This is a genomic window from Cellulosilyticum ruminicola JCM 14822, from assembly GCF_001311925.1.
GTDB classification, from domain to species: Bacteria; Bacillota; Clostridia; order Lachnospirales; family Cellulosilyticaceae; genus Cellulosilyticum; species Cellulosilyticum ruminicola.
In genome coordinates this window covers 33643-54327 of sequence record NZ_BBCG01000011.1, presented here as the reverse complement: position 1 = coordinate 54327, position 20685 = coordinate 33643, and the positions used below count along the sequence as shown (strand labels likewise).

Annotated in this window: 15 protein-coding genes and 3 pseudogenes; 15 read left to right on the top strand and 3 right to left on the bottom strand. The window is 33.0% G+C overall.

Annotation, left to right across the window (positions count from 1 at the left end):
* Positions 1-4 precede the first annotated feature (4 nt).
* The 9 genes and pseudogenes from murD to nrdR all read left to right on the top strand — a co-directional run bounded on the left by murD (position 5) and on the right by nrdR (position 8987).
* Entirely contained in the window at positions 5-1372 is a 1368-nt protein-coding gene (gene murD, locus JCM14822_RS06050; RefSeq protein ID WP_172674776.1) for a UDP-N-acetylmuramoyl-L-alanine--D-glutamate ligase, read from the top strand.
* 5 nt (positions 1373-1377) lie between these two features.
* Complete coding sequence (locus JCM14822_RS06045) at positions 1378-2586, top strand: FtsW/RodA/SpoVE family cell cycle protein (RefSeq protein WP_054740583.1); 1209 nt, start codon at positions 1378-1380, stop codon at positions 2584-2586.
* Positions 2587-2659: 73 nt separating this feature from the next.
* Complete coding sequence (gene murA / locus JCM14822_RS06040) at positions 2660-3925, top strand: UDP-N-acetylglucosamine 1-carboxyvinyltransferase (RefSeq protein WP_054740582.1); 1266 nt, start codon at positions 2660-2662, stop codon at positions 3923-3925.
* Between the two features lie 6 nt (positions 3926-3931).
* The gene (locus tag JCM14822_RS06035; RefSeq protein WP_054740581.1) at positions 3932-4651 is read left to right on the top strand and encodes a cell division protein FtsQ/DivIB; all 720 of its coding nucleotides are present in this window, start codon (positions 3932-3934) and stop codon (positions 4649-4651) included.
* 48 nt (positions 4652-4699) lie between these two features.
* A complete protein-coding gene (gene ftsZ, locus JCM14822_RS06030) occupies positions 4700-5827 on the top strand; it encodes a cell division protein FtsZ (RefSeq protein WP_054740578.1) in 1128 nt (375 codons plus the stop codon).
* A 139-nt stretch (positions 5828-5966) separates the two neighbouring features.
* Positions 5967-6815 carry a sigma-E processing peptidase SpoIIGA gene (locus JCM14822_RS06025; protein WP_306307301.1) on the top strand — a complete coding sequence of 283 codons (849 nt, stop codon included), beginning with the start codon at positions 5967-5969 and terminating at the stop codon, positions 6813-6815.
* A 3-nt stretch (positions 6816-6818) separates the two neighbouring features.
* Entirely contained in the window at positions 6819-7562 is a 744-nt protein-coding gene (gene sigE, locus JCM14822_RS06020; protein WP_083461299.1) for an RNA polymerase sporulation sigma factor SigE, read from the top strand.
* Between the two features lie 83 nt (positions 7563-7645).
* Positions 7646-8420: pseudogene (gene sigG, locus JCM14822_RS24445) on the top strand (RNA polymerase sporulation sigma factor SigG).
* 108 nt (positions 8421-8528) lie between these two features.
* Complete coding sequence (nrdR, locus tag JCM14822_RS06010) at positions 8529-8987, top strand: transcriptional regulator NrdR (protein WP_054740573.1); 459 nt, start codon at positions 8529-8531, stop codon at positions 8985-8987.
* Positions 8988-9028: 41 nt separating this feature from the next.
* Here the strand turns inward: nrdR and JCM14822_RS06005 are convergent, their stop codons facing one another.
* Positions 9029-10540, bottom strand: coding sequence for a YifB family Mg chelatase-like AAA ATPase (locus JCM14822_RS06005; protein ID WP_054740572.1), 1512 nt, complete (start codon positions 10538-10540; stop codon positions 9029-9031).
* 114 nt (positions 10541-10654) lie between these two features.
* Here JCM14822_RS06005 and dprA point away from each other — a divergent pair, with 114 nt between their 5' ends.
* From dprA to codY, 3 genes and pseudogenes are all read left to right on the top strand, one after another.
* Positions 10655-11734, top strand: coding sequence for a DNA-processing protein DprA (gene dprA, locus JCM14822_RS06000; RefSeq protein WP_054740569.1), 1080 nt, complete (start codon positions 10655-10657; stop codon positions 11732-11734).
* 14 nt (positions 11735-11748) lie between these two features.
* Positions 11749-13823: pseudogene (gene topA, locus JCM14822_RS05995) on the top strand (type I DNA topoisomerase).
* A 228-nt stretch (positions 13824-14051) separates the two neighbouring features.
* Positions 14052-14808: pseudogene (codY, locus tag JCM14822_RS24440) on the top strand (GTP-sensing pleiotropic transcriptional regulator CodY).
* A gap of 342 nt (positions 14809-15150) precedes the next feature.
* Here codY and JCM14822_RS05985 read toward each other — a convergent pair.
* Both JCM14822_RS05985 and JCM14822_RS05975 read right to left on the bottom strand, forming a co-directional pair.
* The gene (locus JCM14822_RS05985) at positions 15151-16269 is read right to left on the bottom strand and encodes a hypothetical protein (protein WP_157047650.1); all 1119 of its coding nucleotides are present in this window, start codon (positions 16267-16269) and stop codon (positions 15151-15153) included.
* A 187-nt stretch (positions 16270-16456) separates the two neighbouring features.
* A complete protein-coding gene (locus tag JCM14822_RS05975; RefSeq protein ID WP_054740563.1) occupies positions 16457-17689 on the bottom strand; it encodes a nucleotidyltransferase in 1233 nt (410 codons plus the stop codon).
* 182 nt (positions 17690-17871) lie between these two features.
* On the opposite strand from JCM14822_RS05975, the gene pta reads away from it, so the two are divergent.
* The 3 genes from pta (at position 17872) to JCM14822_RS05960 (ending at position 20668) form a co-directional block, all read left to right on the top strand.
* Positions 17872-18867, top strand: a complete 996-nt coding sequence (gene pta / locus JCM14822_RS05970) for a phosphate acetyltransferase (RefSeq protein WP_054740561.1) — start codon at positions 17872-17874, stop codon at positions 18865-18867.
* A 36-nt stretch (positions 18868-18903) separates the two neighbouring features.
* Positions 18904-20100 (top strand): acetate/propionate family kinase, encoded by a 1197-nt coding sequence (locus JCM14822_RS05965; RefSeq protein ID WP_054740559.1) that lies wholly within the window; start codon positions 18904-18906, stop codon positions 20098-20100.
* 64 nt (positions 20101-20164) lie between these two features.
* Entirely contained in the window at positions 20165-20668 is a 504-nt protein-coding gene (locus JCM14822_RS05960) for a YceD family protein (protein ID WP_054740558.1), read from the top strand.
* Positions 20669-20685 lie beyond the last annotated feature (17 nt).

Below are 20685 nucleotides of genomic sequence, written 5' to 3'. Positions count from 1 at the left end.
GAGCATGAATGGAAAAAAAGTTTTAGTTGTAGGAAATGCACGTAGTGGAATTGGTGCAGCAAAGCTAGCATATGATCACCATGCAGATGTTTGTATTTATGATAGTAAACCATATGAAAAATGGGATGAAAAAGCACAGGCACAAATTGAAGCACTTAAAGCCAGTGGGATTAAGTATATTTTAGGTGGCGAAGTAAAAGTAGAAGAATATAATTTATTCATTACAAGTCCAGGAATTTCATTAGAGATTGAACTTATTCAAGATGCTTTAAAAGCAGGTGTGGAGGTAACAGGTGAATTTGAATTTGCTTCTACATTTTGTAAGGCACCTATTGTAGCCATTACAGGTACAAATGGTAAAACAACAACGACTACATTAGTCGGTGAAATAATGAAAGCTTACAATGAAAATACTTTCGTAGTAGGTAATATTGGTCGTGCATTTAGTGAAGAAGTAGGGCATATTCCAGCAGATGGCATCGTTGTAGCTGAAGTAAGTAGTTTCCAACTTGAAACGGCTAAAACATTCCATCCTAAAGTAAGTAGTTTATTAAATATTACACCAGATCATTTAAATAGACATCATACAATGGAAAATTACTGTGATTGTAAATACAATATCTTTAAAAATCAAACAGCTGATGAATACTGTGTATTAAATACAAGAGATACTTATTATGAAGAAGCTAAAAAACTTTTATCTTGTAAAGAAATTGCATTCTCATTAACAGAAGTACCTGCATGTGGTGCTTATTTAAAAGATGGCATGTTAATGGAAAATATTAAAGGTGAAGAAACAGTTATTTGTAATAGTGATAATCTTTATATCAAAGGTTCACACAATATTGAAAATGCATTAGCAGCTACAGCAATGTGTCGTGCATTTGGTGTACCAGTAGATATTATTAAAAACGTACTTACAAGTTTTAAAGGTGTAGAACACCGTACAGAGTATGTAACAAATAAAGGTGGCGTAGATTTCTTTAATGATTCTAAAGCAACAAATACAGATGCAGCAAGAGCTGGCCTTGTAGGGCTTAGTGTGCTTAAGAAGCCTATTCGTCTTATTGCTGGAGGAATGGATAAACAAATTAGCTTCAAAGAATGGATTGCATTATTTGAAGGTCTAGTAGCTAAAGTATATATCATTGGTGAAACAAAAGCACAAATTGTTAAAGAATGTGCTGAGCAAAGCTACTATAATGTAGCAACATTTGAAACATTTGAAGATGCTATAAAAATGGCTTATGCTGAAAGTCATGAAGGTGATTGTATTTTATTATCACCTGCATGCGCAAGCTGGGATATGTTTGAAAGCTATGAACGAAGGGGAGAAATCTTTAAGGAAATCGTACACAATTTGGAAGGGTGAAATAAATGGGAGTAGAACAATCATCAAACCAAGTACGAAAGAAGAAAAAAGCAAACATGGCAACACCTGATTACATTATGATGGCAGTTATACTTTTGATATTTGCTTTTGGTGTTGTTATGGTATACAGTGCAAGTTTCTATTTTTGCGTGAACAATGGTAAGGCACCTGCAAACTTTGCTTTAAAGCAATTGGGAATTGGTGGAGTAGGTGTTGTAGTTATGTTATGGCTGACTTATAGATTTGATTATCATATCTTTTCAGTGCCAATTATTAACTGGGCGATTTATTTGGGTAGCATTACACTTTCTATTTTAGTTATGTTTATAGGAAAAGAAGTAAATGGTGCAAAAAGATGGATTGCTATTGGTCCTATTCAATTTCAACCGTCAGAAGTTGCTAAAGTAGCTGTTATTATTATGTTAGCTTCATATATTGTACGAAATAGGAAGAATTTTAATAATATCAAATATCGTTTAGGTGCTTGGGGAATATTTCTTATACCAGCAGGAATAGTTATGGTTGAGAATTTAAGTTCAGCTATTGTTATTGGTGGAATTGGATTTGTAATGTGCTTTATTTCTATGCCTAAAATAAAAATATACATAGTAATTGTTATATTAGGAGCTTGTGCTGTGTTTGGTGCCTATTCATTAGCAATGTCTACGCCAGAAGGTCAAGATCCTGCTAACCCTATTTTAAAAGTTGTATTACCAGCCTATAGACTGGAACGTATTCAAGTATGGCTAGATCCATGGATTGATCCAAAAGATTCAGGATATCAACCAATACAAGCATTATATGCAGTGGGATCTGGTGGATTGTTTGGTAAAGGTCTTGGTAATTCAGTTCAAAAGCAAAGCTTTTTACCAGAGCCGTATAATGATATTATCTTTGCAGTTATATGTGAAGAGTTAGGTCTTGTAGGGGCACTTGTATTAATTTCAGGTTATGCTATTTTAATTATACGGGGACTAAGTGTAGCTATGCGGTCAATAGACTACTTTGGCTCATTGATTGCGACAGGAATATCTTCAATGATAGCTATTCAAGTTATCATCAATATGGCAGTAAACACAAATACAATTCCTACAACAGGAATGCAACTTTCTCTTGTAAGCTATGGTGGTACAGCAGTTGCGGTATTACTTGCAACATTAGGTATATTACTTAACGTGTCTAAATCAGCGAATATTCAAAAAGTAAAAAAATAAATTGGTACCTTTTTACAGTTTGAGGCATAAATTGGTTGTATAGAAGCTTACCTATTTTAGGAGGTGCTCTTTAATGAGTGAAATTATGATCCAAGGAGGTAGGCGTCTAGAAGGTGAATTGCATATTGCAGGCAGCAAAAATGCAATTCTTCCTATTATTGCAGCAACTTTACTTTGTAGAGACACAGTATATCTTTATAATTGCCCTAAAATTTCTGATGTAGTATTAATGATACAGATTCTTAGGCAATTAGGTTGTAGAGTAATATGGGATGACAAAGTTTTAATGATTGATACAAGTACTTTAAATAGTAGTGATGTACCGGCTCATTTAGTTAGTCAAATGCGTTCATCAATTATATTATTAGGTGCGATTATAGGCCGTTGTAAAGAAGCTAGAATTGGCATGCCAGGTGGTTGTCAACTTGGCAAAAGGCCTATAGATATGCACTTAGATGGATTACGTAAAATGCAGGTAGAAATCACAGAATATGAAGACTTTATTCAGTGCATGACTTTAAACCTTCAAGGCGCTCAAATTCACCTTAATATGCCAAGTGTTGGAGCAACAGAAAATATTATGCTAGCAGCAGCTTGTGCACAGGGAACAACGACTATTCATAATGCTGCAAAGGAAGCTGAGATTGTTGATTTACAGGACTTTTTAAATGCATGTGGTGCAAATATAACTGGTGCAGGAACCAAAAAGATTATTATTCATGGTGTAAGTGAATTAAAAGGTATAACTTATCGGATTATTCCAGATCGTATTGTAGCTGGGACATATTTAGTAGCAGGTGCAATTACTAGGGGAAATATCATACTAAATGATGTATATAACAGACATATGCAAGCAACTATTAATAAGCTACGTGCTATAGGCTGTCATATTAATGAAGAACAAAATAAAGTAATCTTATCTGTTGCTAAACCACTTAAAGGAATAGGCTTAAAAACTGAAGTTTATCCAGGATTTGCAACAGATATGCAATCACAATTTTTGGCCTTACTTACAACGTGTAATAGTATTAGTCATGTAAAAGAGAATATATTTGATGCTAGATTTAAAACAGCAAAGGAACTTTGTAAGTTAGGCGCACACATTATTGTAGATGAGCGAAAACAAATAGCAACAGTTCATCCAACACCTCATTTAATAGGAACTAGTGTAGAAGCAATGGATTTAAGAGGTGGAGCTGCATTAGTTTTAGCAGGTCTTGTGGCTAAAGGGTGTACTAATGTTAAGAATATCTATCATATTCAAAGGGGATATGAAGATATTGTAAGAGATTTAAGTAAACTGGGCGCAAATATATGGTATACAGAGGAGAGGAAGTAGTTATATTTGAATAAATATAATATAAAAAAACCAAAGAAAAAAATATATATTGGTATGATAATAGGGTTGATTTTAATTGCCCTATTATCAATGCCAATTTGGAATATTAAAGACATTAAAGTTGAAAATAATGGTTACTACTCAAAAGAAGAAATTATTGAGGCTTCTGGTATAAAAACACATTCTATATGGGACTTATCTTTTTCTCATGCGAGAAAGGAAATTATGAAGTTGTCATATATTAAAAATGTAGACATAAAATATAATTTTCCAGGAAATGTCATTATTAAAGTGGTTGAGAATGCACCCTTTATGTATGTTCCTTTTTCTGGAAGTTATTTATGTCTAAATGAACAGGGACAAGTTGTTTCACAAACAAACAATCTAAGTAATCCTATTCCACTTGTAAGTGGACTTAATTTCTCAGAATTTAAAATAGGAGAAATATTAGCAATACAAAATGATGACGCATTTTTAGCAAGTAAGGAACTTATTAACACTTTACATGAGTATACCTATGAGGATAAGGTAAAAGAAATAGATGTTTATAACCTTGAAGAAATTCACTTGTATGTTGATAATTTAGATGTTATAATGGGTGGGATAGGAGATTTTGATAAAAAGCTTCAATGGCTCATTGCAACGCATAAAAACTACGACATGGGAATATTAGATTTATCTCAAGTAGTTAAAAGTGGACAAGCGTCGCTTAGGCCCATTACATAGAAAACTACACAATAAATAAATATACTTCAGATGAAGGGGGAGTCTACTTTGCTCGAAATATGGGAAAATGAATTACAAGGCGCACAAATAAAAGTTATCGGTGTAGGCGGTGGGGGTAATAACGCTGTAGATCGAATGATTGAAAAAGGATTAGATGGGGTAGAGTTTATTACAGTTAACACAGACCACCAAGCACTTGCACGTTCAGGTGCGCCAAGTAAAATTCAAATTGGTGAAAAGATGACACGTGGATTAGGTGCAGGTGCTAATCCAGAAATTGGAACAAAATCAGCAGAAGAAAGCCGTGAAGAGATTCTTCAAGCGATTAAAGGCGCTGACATGTTATTTATTACTGCCGGTATGGGTGGTGGAACAGGAACAGGTGCTGCTCCTGTTATTGCAAGTATTGCAAAAGAACAAGGTATTTTAACGGTAGGCGTTGTAACAAAACCTTTCAGTTTTGAAGGTAGAAAACGTATGTTAAATGCAGAAAAAGGAATTAATGAATTAAAACAAAATGTGGATACACTTGTAGTAATTCCAAATGATAAAATTTTACAAGTGATTGATAAGAAAACAACTATGGTAGATGCTTTCAGTAAAGCAGATGATGTCCTTCAACAAGGTGTACAAGGTATTACAGACCTTATCTCTAATCCAGGGATTATAAACCTTGACTTTGCCGATGTAAGAACAATTATGAATAATAAAGGTGTTGCACACATGGGTATTGGCCGTGCGACAGGTGAAAATCGTGCTGAAGAAGCTGTTAAATACGCAATTAGTAGTCCACTTCTTGATACAAGCATTAATGGTGCACGTTGTGTACTTGTTAACATGTGCGGTGGAGAAACTCTTGGACTTATGGAGGCAAATGTAGGTATGGGACTTATCAGAGAAGCAGTTGATCCAGATGCTGAAATCATCTTCGGTACATCTATTAATGAAGATTTAGGAGAAGAAATCATCATTACTGTTATAGCAACAGATTTTCAAAATCAAGATGTGAGTTTAAATACTTTTAAGCCTGTGCAAGCTATGAAAGAAGAACTACCAAGACAAACGCAAACAGCACCTTCTAGACCAGTAGTACAGCAAACAATTGAAGAAGAGAGATTTACACCTATTAAAGAAATTCAAGTGGAAATACCACAATTCTTAAGAAGAAATAGATAGTAAAGAAAAAAGATACGATGATGTCGTATCTTTTTTAATGTGCAACTTTGTTTTTACAAAATTTGTATGTAAGTTTAGATACAATAATAAGGCAAGTGAGAGGAAGAGGTGACAAAGTGCAAGTTATTTATATAGATGTATTGTTTTTAATAAACTTTATAATGGACATTATTATATTTTTATAACAACTATGATACTGAATAAACCACTGTATATTAAAAAACATTTAATAGGTGGAGGGATTGCAGCTTTGTTATATTGTATGCTACTTTTGTTGCCGGTATTACAGCATTTACCTTACAGCATATGTACGTTAATTGTACCTGTTATTTCTATTTTATACTTGTATAAACCCATTAAATTAAAGAGCTTTATAAAATACTATATGATAAGTATGGGAGTGGCAGCATTAATAGGAGGTATGAGCTTTACAATATTATATCAATTGCAGTATTATATACCTACTTACAAAGGTTCAACTGGCTATATACTTATGATAGGCGTATGTATAGGTGGTATTATATATTTTGCTTTTTATGCTTTAAGAAAGCGGCTTGTGATGCCACATTTTGAGTACGATTTGGAGATACACTATTGCGGAAAAATAGGCCATGTTTTAGGGCTTTTAGATACAGGAAATATGTTATATACACCAATAGGTCATAGACCTGTACTTGTTGTAACATATGACGCAATTAAAGAAATGTTGACAGAAGAAGAATGTAAGAATATAGAGAGTTGTTATAATGATATGGGAAAGTTACTACAAATGGAGAATGGACCTAAATATATTATACCTTTTCATAGCATGGGATGTGAGGAGGGATTATTATGGGGAATTGTGAGTGAATGTATTATTTTGCATAAAGGAACATTAGACAAAGAAATACCCAAATGTGTCATAGGCATTGCATTTGAAAAAATATGTGGAGATCGAATGTATAAGGCGTTGATTCATCCGGATTTTATAATAAGAGAGGGGGAGTAAGTGATGAAAAAAATCTGGCAGTATTTAAGAGTATTCATTCAGAAGATTATATATCATTACATAAGAAGGAATGGGCAGGCAATAGATTATATAGGTGGTAGTGAAGTATTACCACCGCCACTTACAAAAGAAGAAGAAGAAGTATTAATTACACAAATGGCAGAGGCAGAAGGAAATGAAGAGATTTTAAAAGGTATAAAGACAACACTTATTGAACGTAACTTAAGACTAGTTGTATATATTGCGAGAAAATTTGAAAATACAGGGATTCATATGGAAGATTTGATTTCTATAGGGACAATTGGACTTATTAAATCTATTAATACATTTAATCCGAGTAAAAAGATAAAACTTGCCACCTATGCTTCTAGGTGCATAGAAAATGAAATTTTAATGTTTTTAAGACGTACTAATAAATTAAAGACAGAAGTATCTATTGATGAGCCTCTTAATGTTGATTGGGATGGTAATGAGCTATTATTATCAGATATATTAGGAACAGAACCAGATATTATTTCTAGAAATATAGAAGAAGAGGTGGATAAAAAACTTCTTAAGCAAGCACTGTTAAAGCTTACTGACAGAGAGAGAGAAATTGTAGAACTTCGCTTTGGGTTTAGAGCACAAGGAAAAGAAAAAACTCAAAAAGAAGTAGCTGATCTTTTGGGAATTTCACAATCTTATATTTCAAGACTTGAAAAGAAAATTATACTTAGACTTAAAAAGGAAATTAATAGAATGAGCTAAAGTTTTGAATAAATAATGGTATTATGGAAAAGCTTATTTATAGACTTAACTTATGCTGGAATAGTATGCTAGGAGGCAAGGATATGGCTATAAATAAGGTGGAAATATGTGGGGTAAATACAGCAAAACTTCCCATTTTAACAAATGAACAAAAAGAGATTTTATTTAAACTTATTGAACAAGGTGATAATGCAGCGAGAGAAGAGTATATAAGAGGAAATTTAAGGCTTGTACTTAGTGTTATTCAGCGATTTAATAACCGTGGAGAGCATGTAGATGACTTGTTTCAAGTAGGATGTATAGGGCTTATTAAAGCAATTGATAATTTTGACATAACACAAAAATGTAAAATTTTCTACGTATGCAGTGCCAATGATTATTGGTGAGATTAGAAGATATTTGCGTGATAATAATGCCATTCGTGTAAGTCGATCATTAAGAGATACAGCTTATAAGGCGTTACAGGCAAAAGAGCAGCTCACACGAAAAAATGCAAAAGAACCTACGATTCAAGAAATAGCAGATGAATTAGGTGTAAAAAAAGAAGATGTTGTATTTGCGTTGGATGCAATTCAAGACCCTATTTCTTTATTTGAACCAGTATATCATGATGAAAGTGATACTTTGTACATTATGGATCAAGTAAGTGATGAAAAGAGTCAGGATGACATTTGGCTTGAGAATATTGCGCTAAAAGAAGCTATGAAACGTATTAATGAAAGAGAAAAGCAAATATTAATGCTTAGATTCTTTGCAGGGAAAACGCAAATGGAAGTAGCCAATGAGATAGGTATTTCACAAGCTCAAGTCTCTAGATTAGAGAAAACAGCACTTAAGCATATGAAAAAATATATTTAAATAAAAGTGAAAAGGTACAATGGTCAAGCGTTGTACCTTTTATAGGTATTGACTTTTATTAAAGCTGTATGATACGCTTAATCATAATAAAACTTAGGAGGATATGCCATGAAATGCCCTTACTGTGGGTATAGTACATCAAAGGTACTGAACTCTAGACCTGTTAATGAAAATGAAATGATTCGTAGAAGAAGACAATGTGAAAAATGTGATAAACGTTTTACTACATATGAAAAAATAGAAAGCATTCCAATAATTGTAATTAAACGTAATATGACGCGTGAACCATTTGATCGTGAAAAGTTATTTAAGGGAGTTTTACGCTCTTGTAATAAGAGAAGTATTAGTATTGAACAAATTGAAGAACTTGTAGATGGAATTGAAAATTATATTAGTAGTTTAGAGACAAAAGAAATTTCCTCAACTACATTAGGTGAGATTACAATGCAAAGATTAAAAGCATTAGATGAGGTTTCATATATTCGTTTTGCTTCTGTGTATAAACAGTTTACTTCTATAGATGAATTTATTGTAGAACTTGAGAATATAAAAAAATGTAAAAAATAAAAGACGTTGTCACTTTTAAAGTGAGACGTCTTTTATTTTTATCAATGCCATAAATTACGGTCTAATAGTCTGTATTGAATGGCTTCAGTAATATGAACAGTATCGATTATTGCACTATCATCTAAGTCTGCGATTGTGCGTGCAATGCGCAAAATCTTATCGTAAGAACGGACACTAGAAGAAGTAGTTGTGAACCAGTGGTCTAGCATATTTTTGGCATCAGTTGTAAGTGGGCAATATTTTTTGAGGTCACAAGTGGGGATTTGACTATTGTAATGTAATGAAGTACCTTTAAAACGTTGTTGCTGGTATTTAAGTGCTTTGAGTACATTGGCATACATCTCTTCGGATGAAAGTGATTTGGAAGTGTTTAAATCTTTTAATGTAGGAGTAACAGTTTCTAGCTGTAAATCGATACGATCTAAAAGTGGACCTGAGAGTTTAGACATATAGTTTTTGATACTATTTAAGCTACAAGTACATCTATGTGTATCTGGATAATAACCACAAGGACAAGGGTTAGTTGAAGCAATAAGGAGAAAATCAGCAGGATAAGTAAAAGTAAAATTAGCACGTGATAAAGTGATTTTATGTTCTTCAATTGGTTGTCGTAAAATTTCTAATGTAGAACGTTTAAACTCTAAAAGTTCATCTAAAAAAAGAATACCCAAATGTGCAAGGCTGATTTCGCCAGGTTTAGGGTGTAAACCACCACCAGCAAGACCTAGAGGAGTAATGGTATGATGAGGTGCACGAAATGGCCTTGTACGTATGATGGCATCAGTAGGGAGTTTGTCTGCTAAACTATAAATTTTTGTTATGTCAATACATTCATTTTCTGCAAGAGGTGGTAATATTGTGACGAGACGTTTGGCGAGCATAGTTTTACCTGATCCAGGAGGACCAATTAATAAAACGTTATGAAAACCAGAAGCTGCAATAATAAGCCCACGTTTAGCGGCTTCCTGCCCTTTTACATCGGAAAAATTTAAGGTGAGTGAGGGAGATTTTATACAAGTAGCAGGTGCACATTGGGTTAAATAACTTTTTTGATGAATAAAAGAAATAACTTCTGATAAATTACTAGCAAGTCTTATATCTAATCCTTGAATAAGGCTTGCTTCTTTTTCATTGCTTGATGGTACAATACAGATTGTGTGCTTTTGTGGAATTGAACATAAAAGTGGTAATAAACCTCGTACACTGCGTAAGGAACCATCAAGAGCAAGCTCACCAATAAAAAGGGTTTGTCTTAGGTATTCTAAAGGAAGTTCGCCTGCACAACATAAAATACCTAAAGCAATGGGTAAGTCGTAAAGGCTACCTTCTTTTTTGAGATCAGCAGGAGCAAGATTAACTGTAATACGACGAGCTGGAAATTTAAAACCACTATTTTTTATAGCACTTTTGACACGGTCTCTAGCTTCTTTAACAGAACTATCAGGAAGTCCAACAATATCAAATCCTGGAAGACCATCATTAATATCAATTTCTACTTCAATAGGAATGGCTTCTATGCCATTTATAGAATAACTGTTTAATTTACAAAACATTAGGCTATCCTTTCTTAATAAATAAATTTATTTTGTTTGAGTATAGTCATTTCAAAGAAGAAATAAACAATTATGTATAAAGAGTTTATAAAATCCATAAAATGAGGTGTAGAAATGCAAAAGGTATATTATTTATGGTTTCATCATGTACAATTAAGAGAGGTTATTAAACTAGAATTGTTAGAAAGGTATAAAACACCTAAACAAATTTATGAAATGAAAGAATATCCAGGGATTGCAGTTGATATTGTAGAAAAGTTAAATAAAGCAAAAGAATATTTTGATTGGGCTAAAATTGAATATGAAAAATGTGAAAAAGAGCAGATTAATTTAGTTGCAATTACAGATGAAGAGTATCCTAAATTATTAAAGAATATTCCGGATGCACCTATTATGCTTTATGTAAAAGGTGATATAGATGTACTAAATACACCTACTTTTGCTATAGTAGGTGCAAGAGATTGTTTAGAATATGGCTATGATGTGACTATACGAATTGCTGAAGAATTAGGAAGTATGGGAATTACTGTTGTAAGTGGTATGGCTAAAGGAATAGATGGTGCTGCACATGAAGGTGCTTTAAGATATGGTCAAACGATAGCGGTACTTGGAACAAGTGTGGACGTATGTTATCCGGCTTGCAATCGCAATTTATATCATCAGATTCCCAAACAAGGTGCTATTATATCAGAATATCCATTAAATACACTAGCAAGGCCTTATCAATTTCCTAAAAGAAATCGTATTATTAGTGGATTATCTTGGGGAGTATTGGTAAGTGAAGCAGATCGCAAAAGTGGATCACTTATTACAGCTAATTTAGCTCTTGAATATAATAGAGATGTTTTTGCAATTCCAGGAGATTTAAGGCGTCGTATGAGTTTAGGAACTAATGAACTTATAAAAAAAGGTGCAAAATGTGTAACTGATGTAAAGGATATTTTAGAGGAACTTCCTTTAGAAATACAAGCAAAATTAGCGAGGTCAGATAAAAATACTTTAAAAAATAATAATAATGAACTTGCACAAGAAGAAAGGATGGTATATGCTTATGTAAGTTGGAATCCTATTTTTTTAAATGAATTACTAACAAGTACCAAGCTTTCCTATAAAGCTATTTATAGAGATCTAACTCAATTAGAGCTGAAAGGATATATAAGAAAATTACCAGGGGAAAGATATGTACGTTCTTAAATGAGGAGGTAAATATGGCTGATAATTTAGTGATTGTGGAATCAGCAGCTAAAGTAAATACAATTAGTAGATTTTTGGGTAAAAATTACAAGGTAGAAGCATCTATAGGACATGTACGAGATTTACCTAAAAGTCAAATGGGTATTGATATAGAGAATAATTATGAACCCAAATACATTACGATTCGTGGTAAGGGTGAGTTATTACAAAAAATGCGTAAGGATGTAAAAGGTGCAAAATGTGTTTATCTTGCAACTGACCCTGATAGGAAGGTGAAGCAATTTCTTGGCATTTGTATCACTCACTAAAATTACAAGACAAAAAAGTTTGTCGTATTACATTTAATGAGATTACAGAACAAGCTGTAAAAGAAGCAATTAAACATCCGAGAGACATTAATATGAATCTTGTAGATGCACAACAAGCAAGACGTGTACTTGATCGTCTTGTGGGGTATAAAATTAGTCCAATTCTTTGGAAAAAAATTCGTAAAGGATTAAGTGCAGGTCGTGTACAATCTGTAACCTTACGATTAATTAGTGATCGTGATAAACAAATTAAAGAATTTATAGAAGAAGAATATTGGACAATTGAAGTTAATTTACGTTATGGTAAAAGTAAGGCATTCGAAGCTAGATTAGACAGCAAAGATGATGTAAAGATAGAAATAAGAAGTGAAGAAGAAGCACAAAGAATTATAAAAGAGTGTGAAGGAAATCCATTTACAGTTATTGAAACTAAAAAAGGAACACGTATAAAAAATACAGTTTTACCTTTTACAACAAGTACATTACAACAAGAAGCAGCTAAACATATTGGATTTTCAACACAAAAAACAATGAATATAGCACAACAACTTTATGAAGGGATTAAGGTTGGGAAAAAAGAGGTAGGTATTGTAACCTATATACGTACGGACTCTGTACGTATTGCGGATAAAGCAAAAGAGGAAGCTGTAGAATATATTAAAACAAAATATGGTGAAAATTATTTAGGTGAAGTAAAACCTACTTCTGGAAAAGCCAAAAAAGCAAATATACAAGATGCCCATGAGGCGATTAGACCAACTTATATGGAATATGAACCACAAGAAATAAAAGAATATTTATCACGAGACCAATATAAACTGTATAATATGATTTGGAATAGATTTGTTGCAAGTCAAATGGCAGCAGCACAATATGAAACATATAGTATGAAGATTAAAAATGGGGCCTATTTATTTAGGGCATCTTATTCAAACCAGCTTTTTGATGGTTTTACAAAAGTTTATAATTTAGGCGAGGAAAAAAATAAAAAGACAAATGCATTTGATGTAGCTAAAGATGAAGTATTAGATATGGCAAGTATTATCCCAAGTCAACACTTTACACAAGCACCTGCACATTTTTCAGAGGCGACTTTAGTAAAAGCGCTTGAAGAAAATGGCGTAGGTAGACCTAGTACTTATGCACCAACTATTACAACTCTTCTTGCAAGAGGATATATTGTAAAAGAAAATAAAAACTTATATGTTACAGAGCTTGGAGAAGTTGTAAATCAAATTATGATACAGTACTTTGATGAAATTGTAGACGTAGAATTTACAGCTAATATGGAAAGAATATTAGATGAGATTGCATCAGGTAATGTAGAGTGGAAGGAGATTATTAAATCGTTCTATCCTAATTTTGCACATACAATTGAAATTGCAGAAAATGAGATTGAGAATATAGACCTTACAGAAACAACAGATATACCATGTGAAAAATGTGGAGCGCATATGATTGTACGCTATGGTAAATATGGTAAATTCTTAGGATGTCCAAATTTTCCGGAATGTAATGGAACAAAAGCATGGTATGAAGAAATTGGTGTGAAGTGTCCGCAGTGTGGAGGCAAAGTGCTTCTTAAAAAGACTAAAAAAGGTAGAACTTATTATGGTTGTGAACATAATGGAGACAGTTGCGAATTCATGTCATGGGACAAACCAACTGGTGAGAAGTGTCCTGCATGTGGTGATGCTCTTGTGGAAAAAGGGAGTAATAAAAACAAAAAAGTAGTTTGTCGTAATTCAAAGTGTAACTATGGCAAACAAAATAAGCGATAGTTTACAATTTGTTAAAAATTTCAGGCATTAATGTTTACATTTATATATTGAGTTTTTTGTCAAATCATGTTAAGATTTGTTTGTACAAGACAAAGTTGTATATCAACTTTGTCTTTTTAAATGATAAAGTGTATATTTTAAAATTTTTAGAACATACTAAAGTATATAAAACCTTTAGATTATAAAAGTACAAACTAACTTAACAAAATTATTTAAGGAGGACATATCATGTCTCAAGAATTATTACTCAAAATGCGTAAAGTAAATAGATTATTACAAAGATTTGGTTCAGACCGTGTAATCTTTTCAGATATCTGTGAAGTGATTAGCGATGTTGTAAAGGCTAATGCAGTAGTTGTAAGTACAAAAAGTAAAGTATTAGGTGTAAATAGCTCAATCCCACACAACTTTGCAAATGAAGATAACTACATTGAATACTCAGTAAACGATGAGTTTTATCAATCATGGATATCAAAGAAAACATTTCTTTAGATACAATTTTTGCTGAAGTACCAAATAGTGCAAATTATACAACATGCATTATTCCAATCATTGCAGCTGGTCAAAGATTAGTACATTCTTACTTTATAAAGAAAAAAGCATTGGTAACTTCACAACAGAAGACTTTATCTTAGCGGAATACGGTGCAACAATCGTAGCAGTAGAAATTTTAGGATCATTAAAAGAAGAAAGTGATGAAGAAGAGCGTCGTATTGCAATCGTTAAATCTGCTATTGCAACATTATCTTACTCAGAACTTGAAGCTATCTTCCACATCTTCGAAAAATTAGATGGTAGTGAAGGTTTATTAATCGCAAGTAAAATTGCTGATAAAGTAGGTATTACACGTTCAGTAATCGTTAATGCACTTCGTAAATTTGAGAGTGCTGGTGTAATTGAATCAAGATCATTAGGTATGAAAGGAACTTATATTAAAGTTCTTAATAGTGCTTTATTAGAAGAACTTGATAAATTACGTAAATAGTTATTAGTAATTAAGTGATTTTATTTGATACGGAAATAAAAAGATGGTAGTATGCCAATGTCATTAAGTTAACATTGTGTTAGAAACGTACTCTTTAATAGAAAAGAAGTTGAAGATTTATTTCTTCAACTTCTTTTTCTATTAATTACAAGGGCTTCTCTCACTACGTTTATATTCAGTCAGTAGGAGAGTGCCACACATTTTTTAGACTTGTCAATATTTTTTTAAAAAAGGTCCCTATACTATTTGATTAGTATAGAGATCCTTTTTTGTCATATTAACTTAATGATATTGTATAGCATACTACCATCTTTTTATTATGTTAAAAATAGAAACAACTTATTATGATTTGTTTAAATGAGTTTTTTGAGATTTACAAATTGGAGATGAAAAATTATTGATAACAGTATAAAAAATAGAAAGTGAAATAAGCATAATGAATCCCCAAATTAGTGAATAATACAAAGTTGTTTTTGATGTATACATAAAAAACATAGGATAAAATACACAGGTTAATAAAAAACTTAAAATACCTTCAAATAATTTACAAAGTAAATAAGGTTTTGTTGAAAATGGAATATCACCAAGTACAAAGAGTGTTTGAAAATAAACACAGAATCCACCAAAGCTTATAGATGCGGCAAGAAATGCTAATGTATAAATCGAAGGAGTATTCATGAAAGCTTTAGAAAATGAACCAACACCGTTAGAAAGTTCTAATATTCCAGTGAATATTCCTTGCACAAGAGCTGGTGAAAGTGTTTTGATAAGTGGAAAGTTTAAGTAGACTTTAAATACAATAGAATCCATAAAGATGTGAGTTAAAACAGAGAAGAAGATAATATAACCGCCAACACATACAATAGTATCCATGCCATCTTCTACGGCTTTAGTAAAAGCAGGTGCAAAGTGAAAATCTGAATTAAGGGTATTATGACTTGATTTTTGTACGTAAAATGGAATTTTATAAGCAGTTAAAAGGAAACTCATGATAATTGCTGAAAGTATATGTATGAATAATAAAAAATAACCAAGTTGTGTATTTTGAAGCAAAATAGTCCCTACAGTACCAATAATAAAAAGAGGACCACAATTATTGCAAAAACATAATGCTTTTTCACCTTGCGCAAGTGTAAGAGTTTTTTGTTTAACTAAACCAGTAATAATTTTAGCACCCATAGGATAACCAGCCATAAGTCCCATTAAAAAGGCAAAACCAACTGCGCCGGGCATATGCCAGAATTTCTGAGTGATAGGAGAAAGATGTTTGCTAAGAGGTTCTAACATATTTAAGCCAACCAGTAGATTGATTAGGATAATAAAAGGAAGCAAGGAAGGCAAAACCTTATTAAACCATAATAAAAGTCCTTCTGTAGCTGCAGAGATACAAGGAGATGGTGTAATTAAAAGTGTTATAATGATTAAGGCAATGCCAAGTAAAATTAGCCGTTTATGTATCATTTGATCAATTCACCTCTTTTAAAATATATGATATTATATGAACTTGTCTTAGAAATAATAACAAGAATTGTATAGAAAGTAGAAAGATAACATAAGAGAAGTTTAGCTTGAGAAAACTAAACCTCTCTCATATTATTAGGAGATGCCTTGTGAAGAACTAGAATATATTTAATCGTATAAAGTAACTTTAGAGCTTAATAAAAGACTGTGTAAAGTCCTGTTTGTAATTTTGGCCACTGCAACTTAAACTATGATAAAGCGCTGTGGCTTTTAGCTCATAATCCATTAAGCATTTTTGTGCCTTGTTTAGTGAAACGTAACTTTTGCCTACATTTGTAATAACTGGACAGGTTGCTTTTTTGGAAAGCTTGCCTAGAAGTGATAGTGCAGAACGTTTGCAACCTAGAATACGAATGTAAGGTGTCCAGGCTAATGATTCTAGTGTAGAGATATCTTCTTTAGTAATGTGTAATAGAATGCGGAGTAAACTCCGCTGAACTGTAGCACGTGTATAAGTTTTTGAGCTGACCATATCAATAAGTTTTTCTAAAGTGTCACAATAAGGAAAATGATTTAAGATAGAGTGGATAAGCTCTTTAGGAATGTCCCATAAGGCATATAAATCTTCTTTATTGGACATTATAAGTTTGTAGTTTAAGAAAGTATAAAGCTTCTCATAACTAGGTATATGGTTAAGCGTTTCGTTTAGATAGTTAAACGAAGTAGGGGGCATACAAGTCTTTATGGTGTCAAAATCCTTTTTGAGTGCTAAGTGACGGATAGCAGTAGCTGAAGTAATGGAACCGGTAATATGGAGATCATGATAACCAGCATGAATCCTTGTAATAGTAAAAGGCTTAATGTTTGAATTATATTTATGAAGTGCCTTGATATATTCGATGCCTAAAATATTATTAGGATTATTGATAATAGGACTATAAAGGCCTATAGATGCAGAATCCACTTCTAACGTATCTATTAAGGCTTGTTCGCGTGCGCGAGGAAAACTAAGTCCACTACGTAAATAAGCTTTAAGTTTAGTAGAAAATACGGGCGGTGGATTGATAAGTGTTGTAGCAACTAAATCTAAGGCTTCTAAATTTCCACATTCACTACCAAAACAAAGTGTATCAACTATGCCTGTTTGATGTAAAAGAGAAATAGCAGCTTCTGAAAAACGTTCAGCACTAGAAGTTGCAAATGGTGTGGGTAATTCAATAACTATATCTATGCCCGAGTCTAATGCCATTTTCGTACGTGTAAACTTATCAGCAATAGTGGGAAGACCACGTTGTGAGAAATGACCGCTCATTACGGCAATCACGAAATCTATATGTTTTTCTTTTTTTAATGTTTGTATTTGATAAGCATGTCCATTGTGGAATGGATTATACTCAGCGACAATACCTGCAATATGCATTATAAATCTCCAATCTTTTGTGATAATACGTGCTTATTGTAGCCTAAAGTTAGATGAAAATAAAGGGAGCAAAAAAATAAATTAGAATAAATTGCTAATCAGGGCTTGTATACACGAGATACATTGCATATAATAGTATGTGAGGGCGAATTAAAAGTATAAATTGAAAGGGGTTCTTTTAAATGTCTTTTATTGAAAATATTAAAGCAAGAGCAAAAAGCGATAAAAAAACTATCGTTTTACCAGAAACATCTGATATCAGAACACTTAAAGCAGCTCATCAAGTATTAGCAGAAGGTATTGCTGATGTTATCTTAATTGGTGATGAAGCAGCTATTAATGATAAAGCAGAAGGTTTAGATTTAAGCAGTGCTAAAATCGTAAATCCAGCAACATTCGAACAAATGGATGAATATGTTGCAGAACTTGTTAGACTTCGTGAGAAAAAAGGTATGACTACAGAAAAAGCTAATCAATTACTTCTTAACGACGGATTATTCTTAGGTGTAATGATGGTTAAACAAGGTTTAGCAGACGGTATGGTAGCTGGTGCTATCAATGCAACTGCTGATGTACTTAGACCATCACTTCAAATCTTAAAAACAGCACCTGGAACAAAACTTGTTTCAGCATTCTTCGTAATGGTAGTGCCAAACTGTGAATACGGTGCAAACGGTACATTCGTATTCTCTGATGCAGGTCTTAACCAAAATCCAACATCAGAAGAACTTGCTGCAATTGCTCAAAGCTCAGCAAAAAGCTTCGAACAATTAGTAGGAGAAGAACCAATCGTTGCAATGCTTTCACACTCTACATATGGTAGTGCGAAACATGCAGATGTAGATAAAGTTGTTGAAGCAACACGTATCGCTAAAGAAGAAGCACCAGCACTTAAAGTTGATGGTGAGTTACAATTAGATGCTGCAATCGTACCATCTGTAGGTTCAGCAAAGGCGCCTGCAAGTGCAGTAGCTGGTAAAGCTAACACACTTATCTTCCCAGACTTAGATGCTGGTAACATTGGATACAAACTTGTTCAAAGACTTGCTAAAGCAGAAGCTTACGGTCCAATAACACAAGGTATTGCAAAACCAGTTAACGACTTATCAAGAGGTTGTAGTGCAGAAGATATCGTAGGTGTAGTTGCAATTACAGCTGTTCAAGCTCAAAATAATTAAGAGACAAAGAATTAATCTAAGGAGTGTAAAAATATAATGAACGTATTAGTAGTAAACTGCGGTAGTTCTTCATTAAAATACCAATTATTAAACATGGAGACAGAAACTGAAATCGCAAAAGGTATTTGCGAGAGAATTGGAATTGATGGATCATTCATCAAACATACAACAACAGGACAAGATTCAGTTAAAGTTATGGTTGATTTCCCAGATCACAAAGTAGCTTTAGCAAAAATGCTTTCTATGCTTACAGAAGGTGAAACAGCTTGCGTTAAACCTGAAGAAATCAATGCAGTAGGTCACCGTGTTGTTCATGGTGGAGAAAAATTCAATGAATCTGTAGTTATTACAGAAGAAGTAGAAGCAGCTATCAAAGAATGTTGCGAACTTGCGCCACTTCACAACCCAGCTAACTTACTTGGTATCGATGCATGTCGTGAACTTATGCCAAATGTACCAGCAGTAGCAGTATTTGATACAGCATTCCATCAAACAATGCCAAAATCAGCTTATATGTATGCTATTCCACAAGAATACTACAATAAATATGGTATTCGTAAATATGGTTTCCATGGGACATCACATAAATATGTATCTCAAAGAGCAGCAGAAATGCTTGGTAAACCAGTAGAAGAAACAAAAGTTATCGTTTGTCACTTAGGAAACGGTGCAAGTGTTTGTGCTGTAGATGGAGGTAAATCAGTAGAAACATCTATGGGATTCACACCACTTGCAGGTCTTATCATGGGTACACGTTCAGGCGATATCGATCCAGCTATCGTAACATTCTTAATGGAAAAAGAAGGTTTATCAGTTAAAGAAATCGATACTATCTTAAATAAAAAATCAGGTGTAGATGCATTATCTGGTTTATCAAGTGACTTCCGTGAAATAGAAGACGGTGTAGTTGCAGGTGATCCAGCTTGTAGATTTACAATGGATGCTTACCAACATAGAGTAGTATCTTACATTGGTGCTTATGCAACAATTATGAATGGATGTGACGCTATTTGCTTCGCTGGTGGTCTTGGTGAAAACAATGCAATTATGCGTGAAGAAATTGCTAACATGTTAACATGGTTAGGCGTTGAAATCGATCCAGAGAAAAACAAATGCCGTGGTGTTGAAAGAGACTTAACAAAAGAATCTTCAAAAATCAAAATGCTTTTAATTCCTACAAATGAGGAACTTATGATTGCAAGAGATGCTGTAAGATTAGTATCTGCAAAATAAATGATTGACAAATACATGCGAAATATGTATACTTAAAGAAGTGTTACTTAATGGAGTGAAAAAAATGAAACTTAATATCCTGGAACTTAAAAAAAAGTCCGAAGTAACTTTCAAAGGAAAACAGCAAGTATCACTTAAAGGAATTAGTGGTATACGTAAAATGCAAGTTTGTGAAGCTGATGTAGAGGGAAATTTGCAAAAAGTTGATAATCTCTATTTAGTAGAAGGACATGTATCTGTAACAGTAAGACGTTTATGTGATCGCTGTGGTGAAGAATTTGACTGTTTTGTTGAAGGAGAACTTTTTCAAGAGTACTCAGCTTTACCGGTAGGTGAAGAGCAAGAAGACATTATTCAAATTTCTGATACAATTGATTTAGAAGATGCTGTAACAGAGGCAATCTATTTGAATCTACCTATGCACTGGGTACATGATGAAGATTGTAAAGGCATCTGTAAAGTTTGTGGTCAAAATCTAAATTTGAAGCAATGTAATTGTGGACATGAAGAAATTGATCCACGACTTGAAGGTTTAAAGAATATTTTTCACCCTCAAAGTGAAGAGTAGTAATAAGAGGAGGTGTA

Excerpts from the sequence above, each read along its gene's own strand:
- sigE (WP_083461299.1), top strand. The coding sequence starts at position 6,819 with ATGAAAAAAATCTGGCAGTATTTAAGAGTATTCATTCAGAAGATTATA.
- dprA (WP_054740569.1), top strand. The coding sequence starts at position 10,655 with ATGCAAAAGGTATATTATTTATGGTTTCATCATGTACAATTAAGAGAG.
- murA (WP_054740582.1), top strand. The coding sequence starts at position 2,660 with ATGAGTGAAATTATGATCCAAGGAGGTAGGCGTCTAGAAGGTGAATTG.
- pta (WP_054740561.1), top strand. The coding sequence starts at position 17,872 with ATGTCTTTTATTGAAAATATTAAAGCAAGAGCAAAAAGCGATAAAAAA.
- murD (WP_172674776.1), top strand. The coding sequence starts at position 5 with ATGAATGGAAAAAAAGTTTTAGTTGTAGGAAATGCACGTAGTGGAATT.
- JCM14822_RS06045 (WP_054740583.1), top strand. The coding sequence starts at position 1,378 with ATGGGAGTAGAACAATCATCAAACCAAGTACGAAAGAAGAAAAAAGCA.
- nrdR (WP_054740573.1), top strand. The coding sequence starts at position 8,529 with ATGAAATGCCCTTACTGTGGGTATAGTACATCAAAGGTACTGAACTCT.
- JCM14822_RS05965 (WP_054740559.1), top strand. The coding sequence starts at position 18,904 with ATGAACGTATTAGTAGTAAACTGCGGTAGTTCTTCATTAAAATACCAA.
- JCM14822_RS05985 (WP_157047650.1), bottom strand. The coding sequence starts at position 16,269 with ATGATACATAAACGGCTAATTTTACTTGGCATTGCCTTAATCATTATA.
- JCM14822_RS06005 (WP_054740572.1), bottom strand. The coding sequence starts at position 10,540 with ATGTTTTGTAAATTAAACAGTTATTCTATAAATGGCATAGAAGCCATT.
- JCM14822_RS05960 (WP_054740558.1), top strand. The coding sequence starts at position 20,165 with ATGAAACTTAATATCCTGGAACTTAAAAAAAAGTCCGAAGTAACTTTC.
- JCM14822_RS05975 (WP_054740563.1), bottom strand. The coding sequence starts at position 17,689 with ATGCATATTGCAGGTATTGTCGCTGAGTATAATCCATTCCACAATGGA.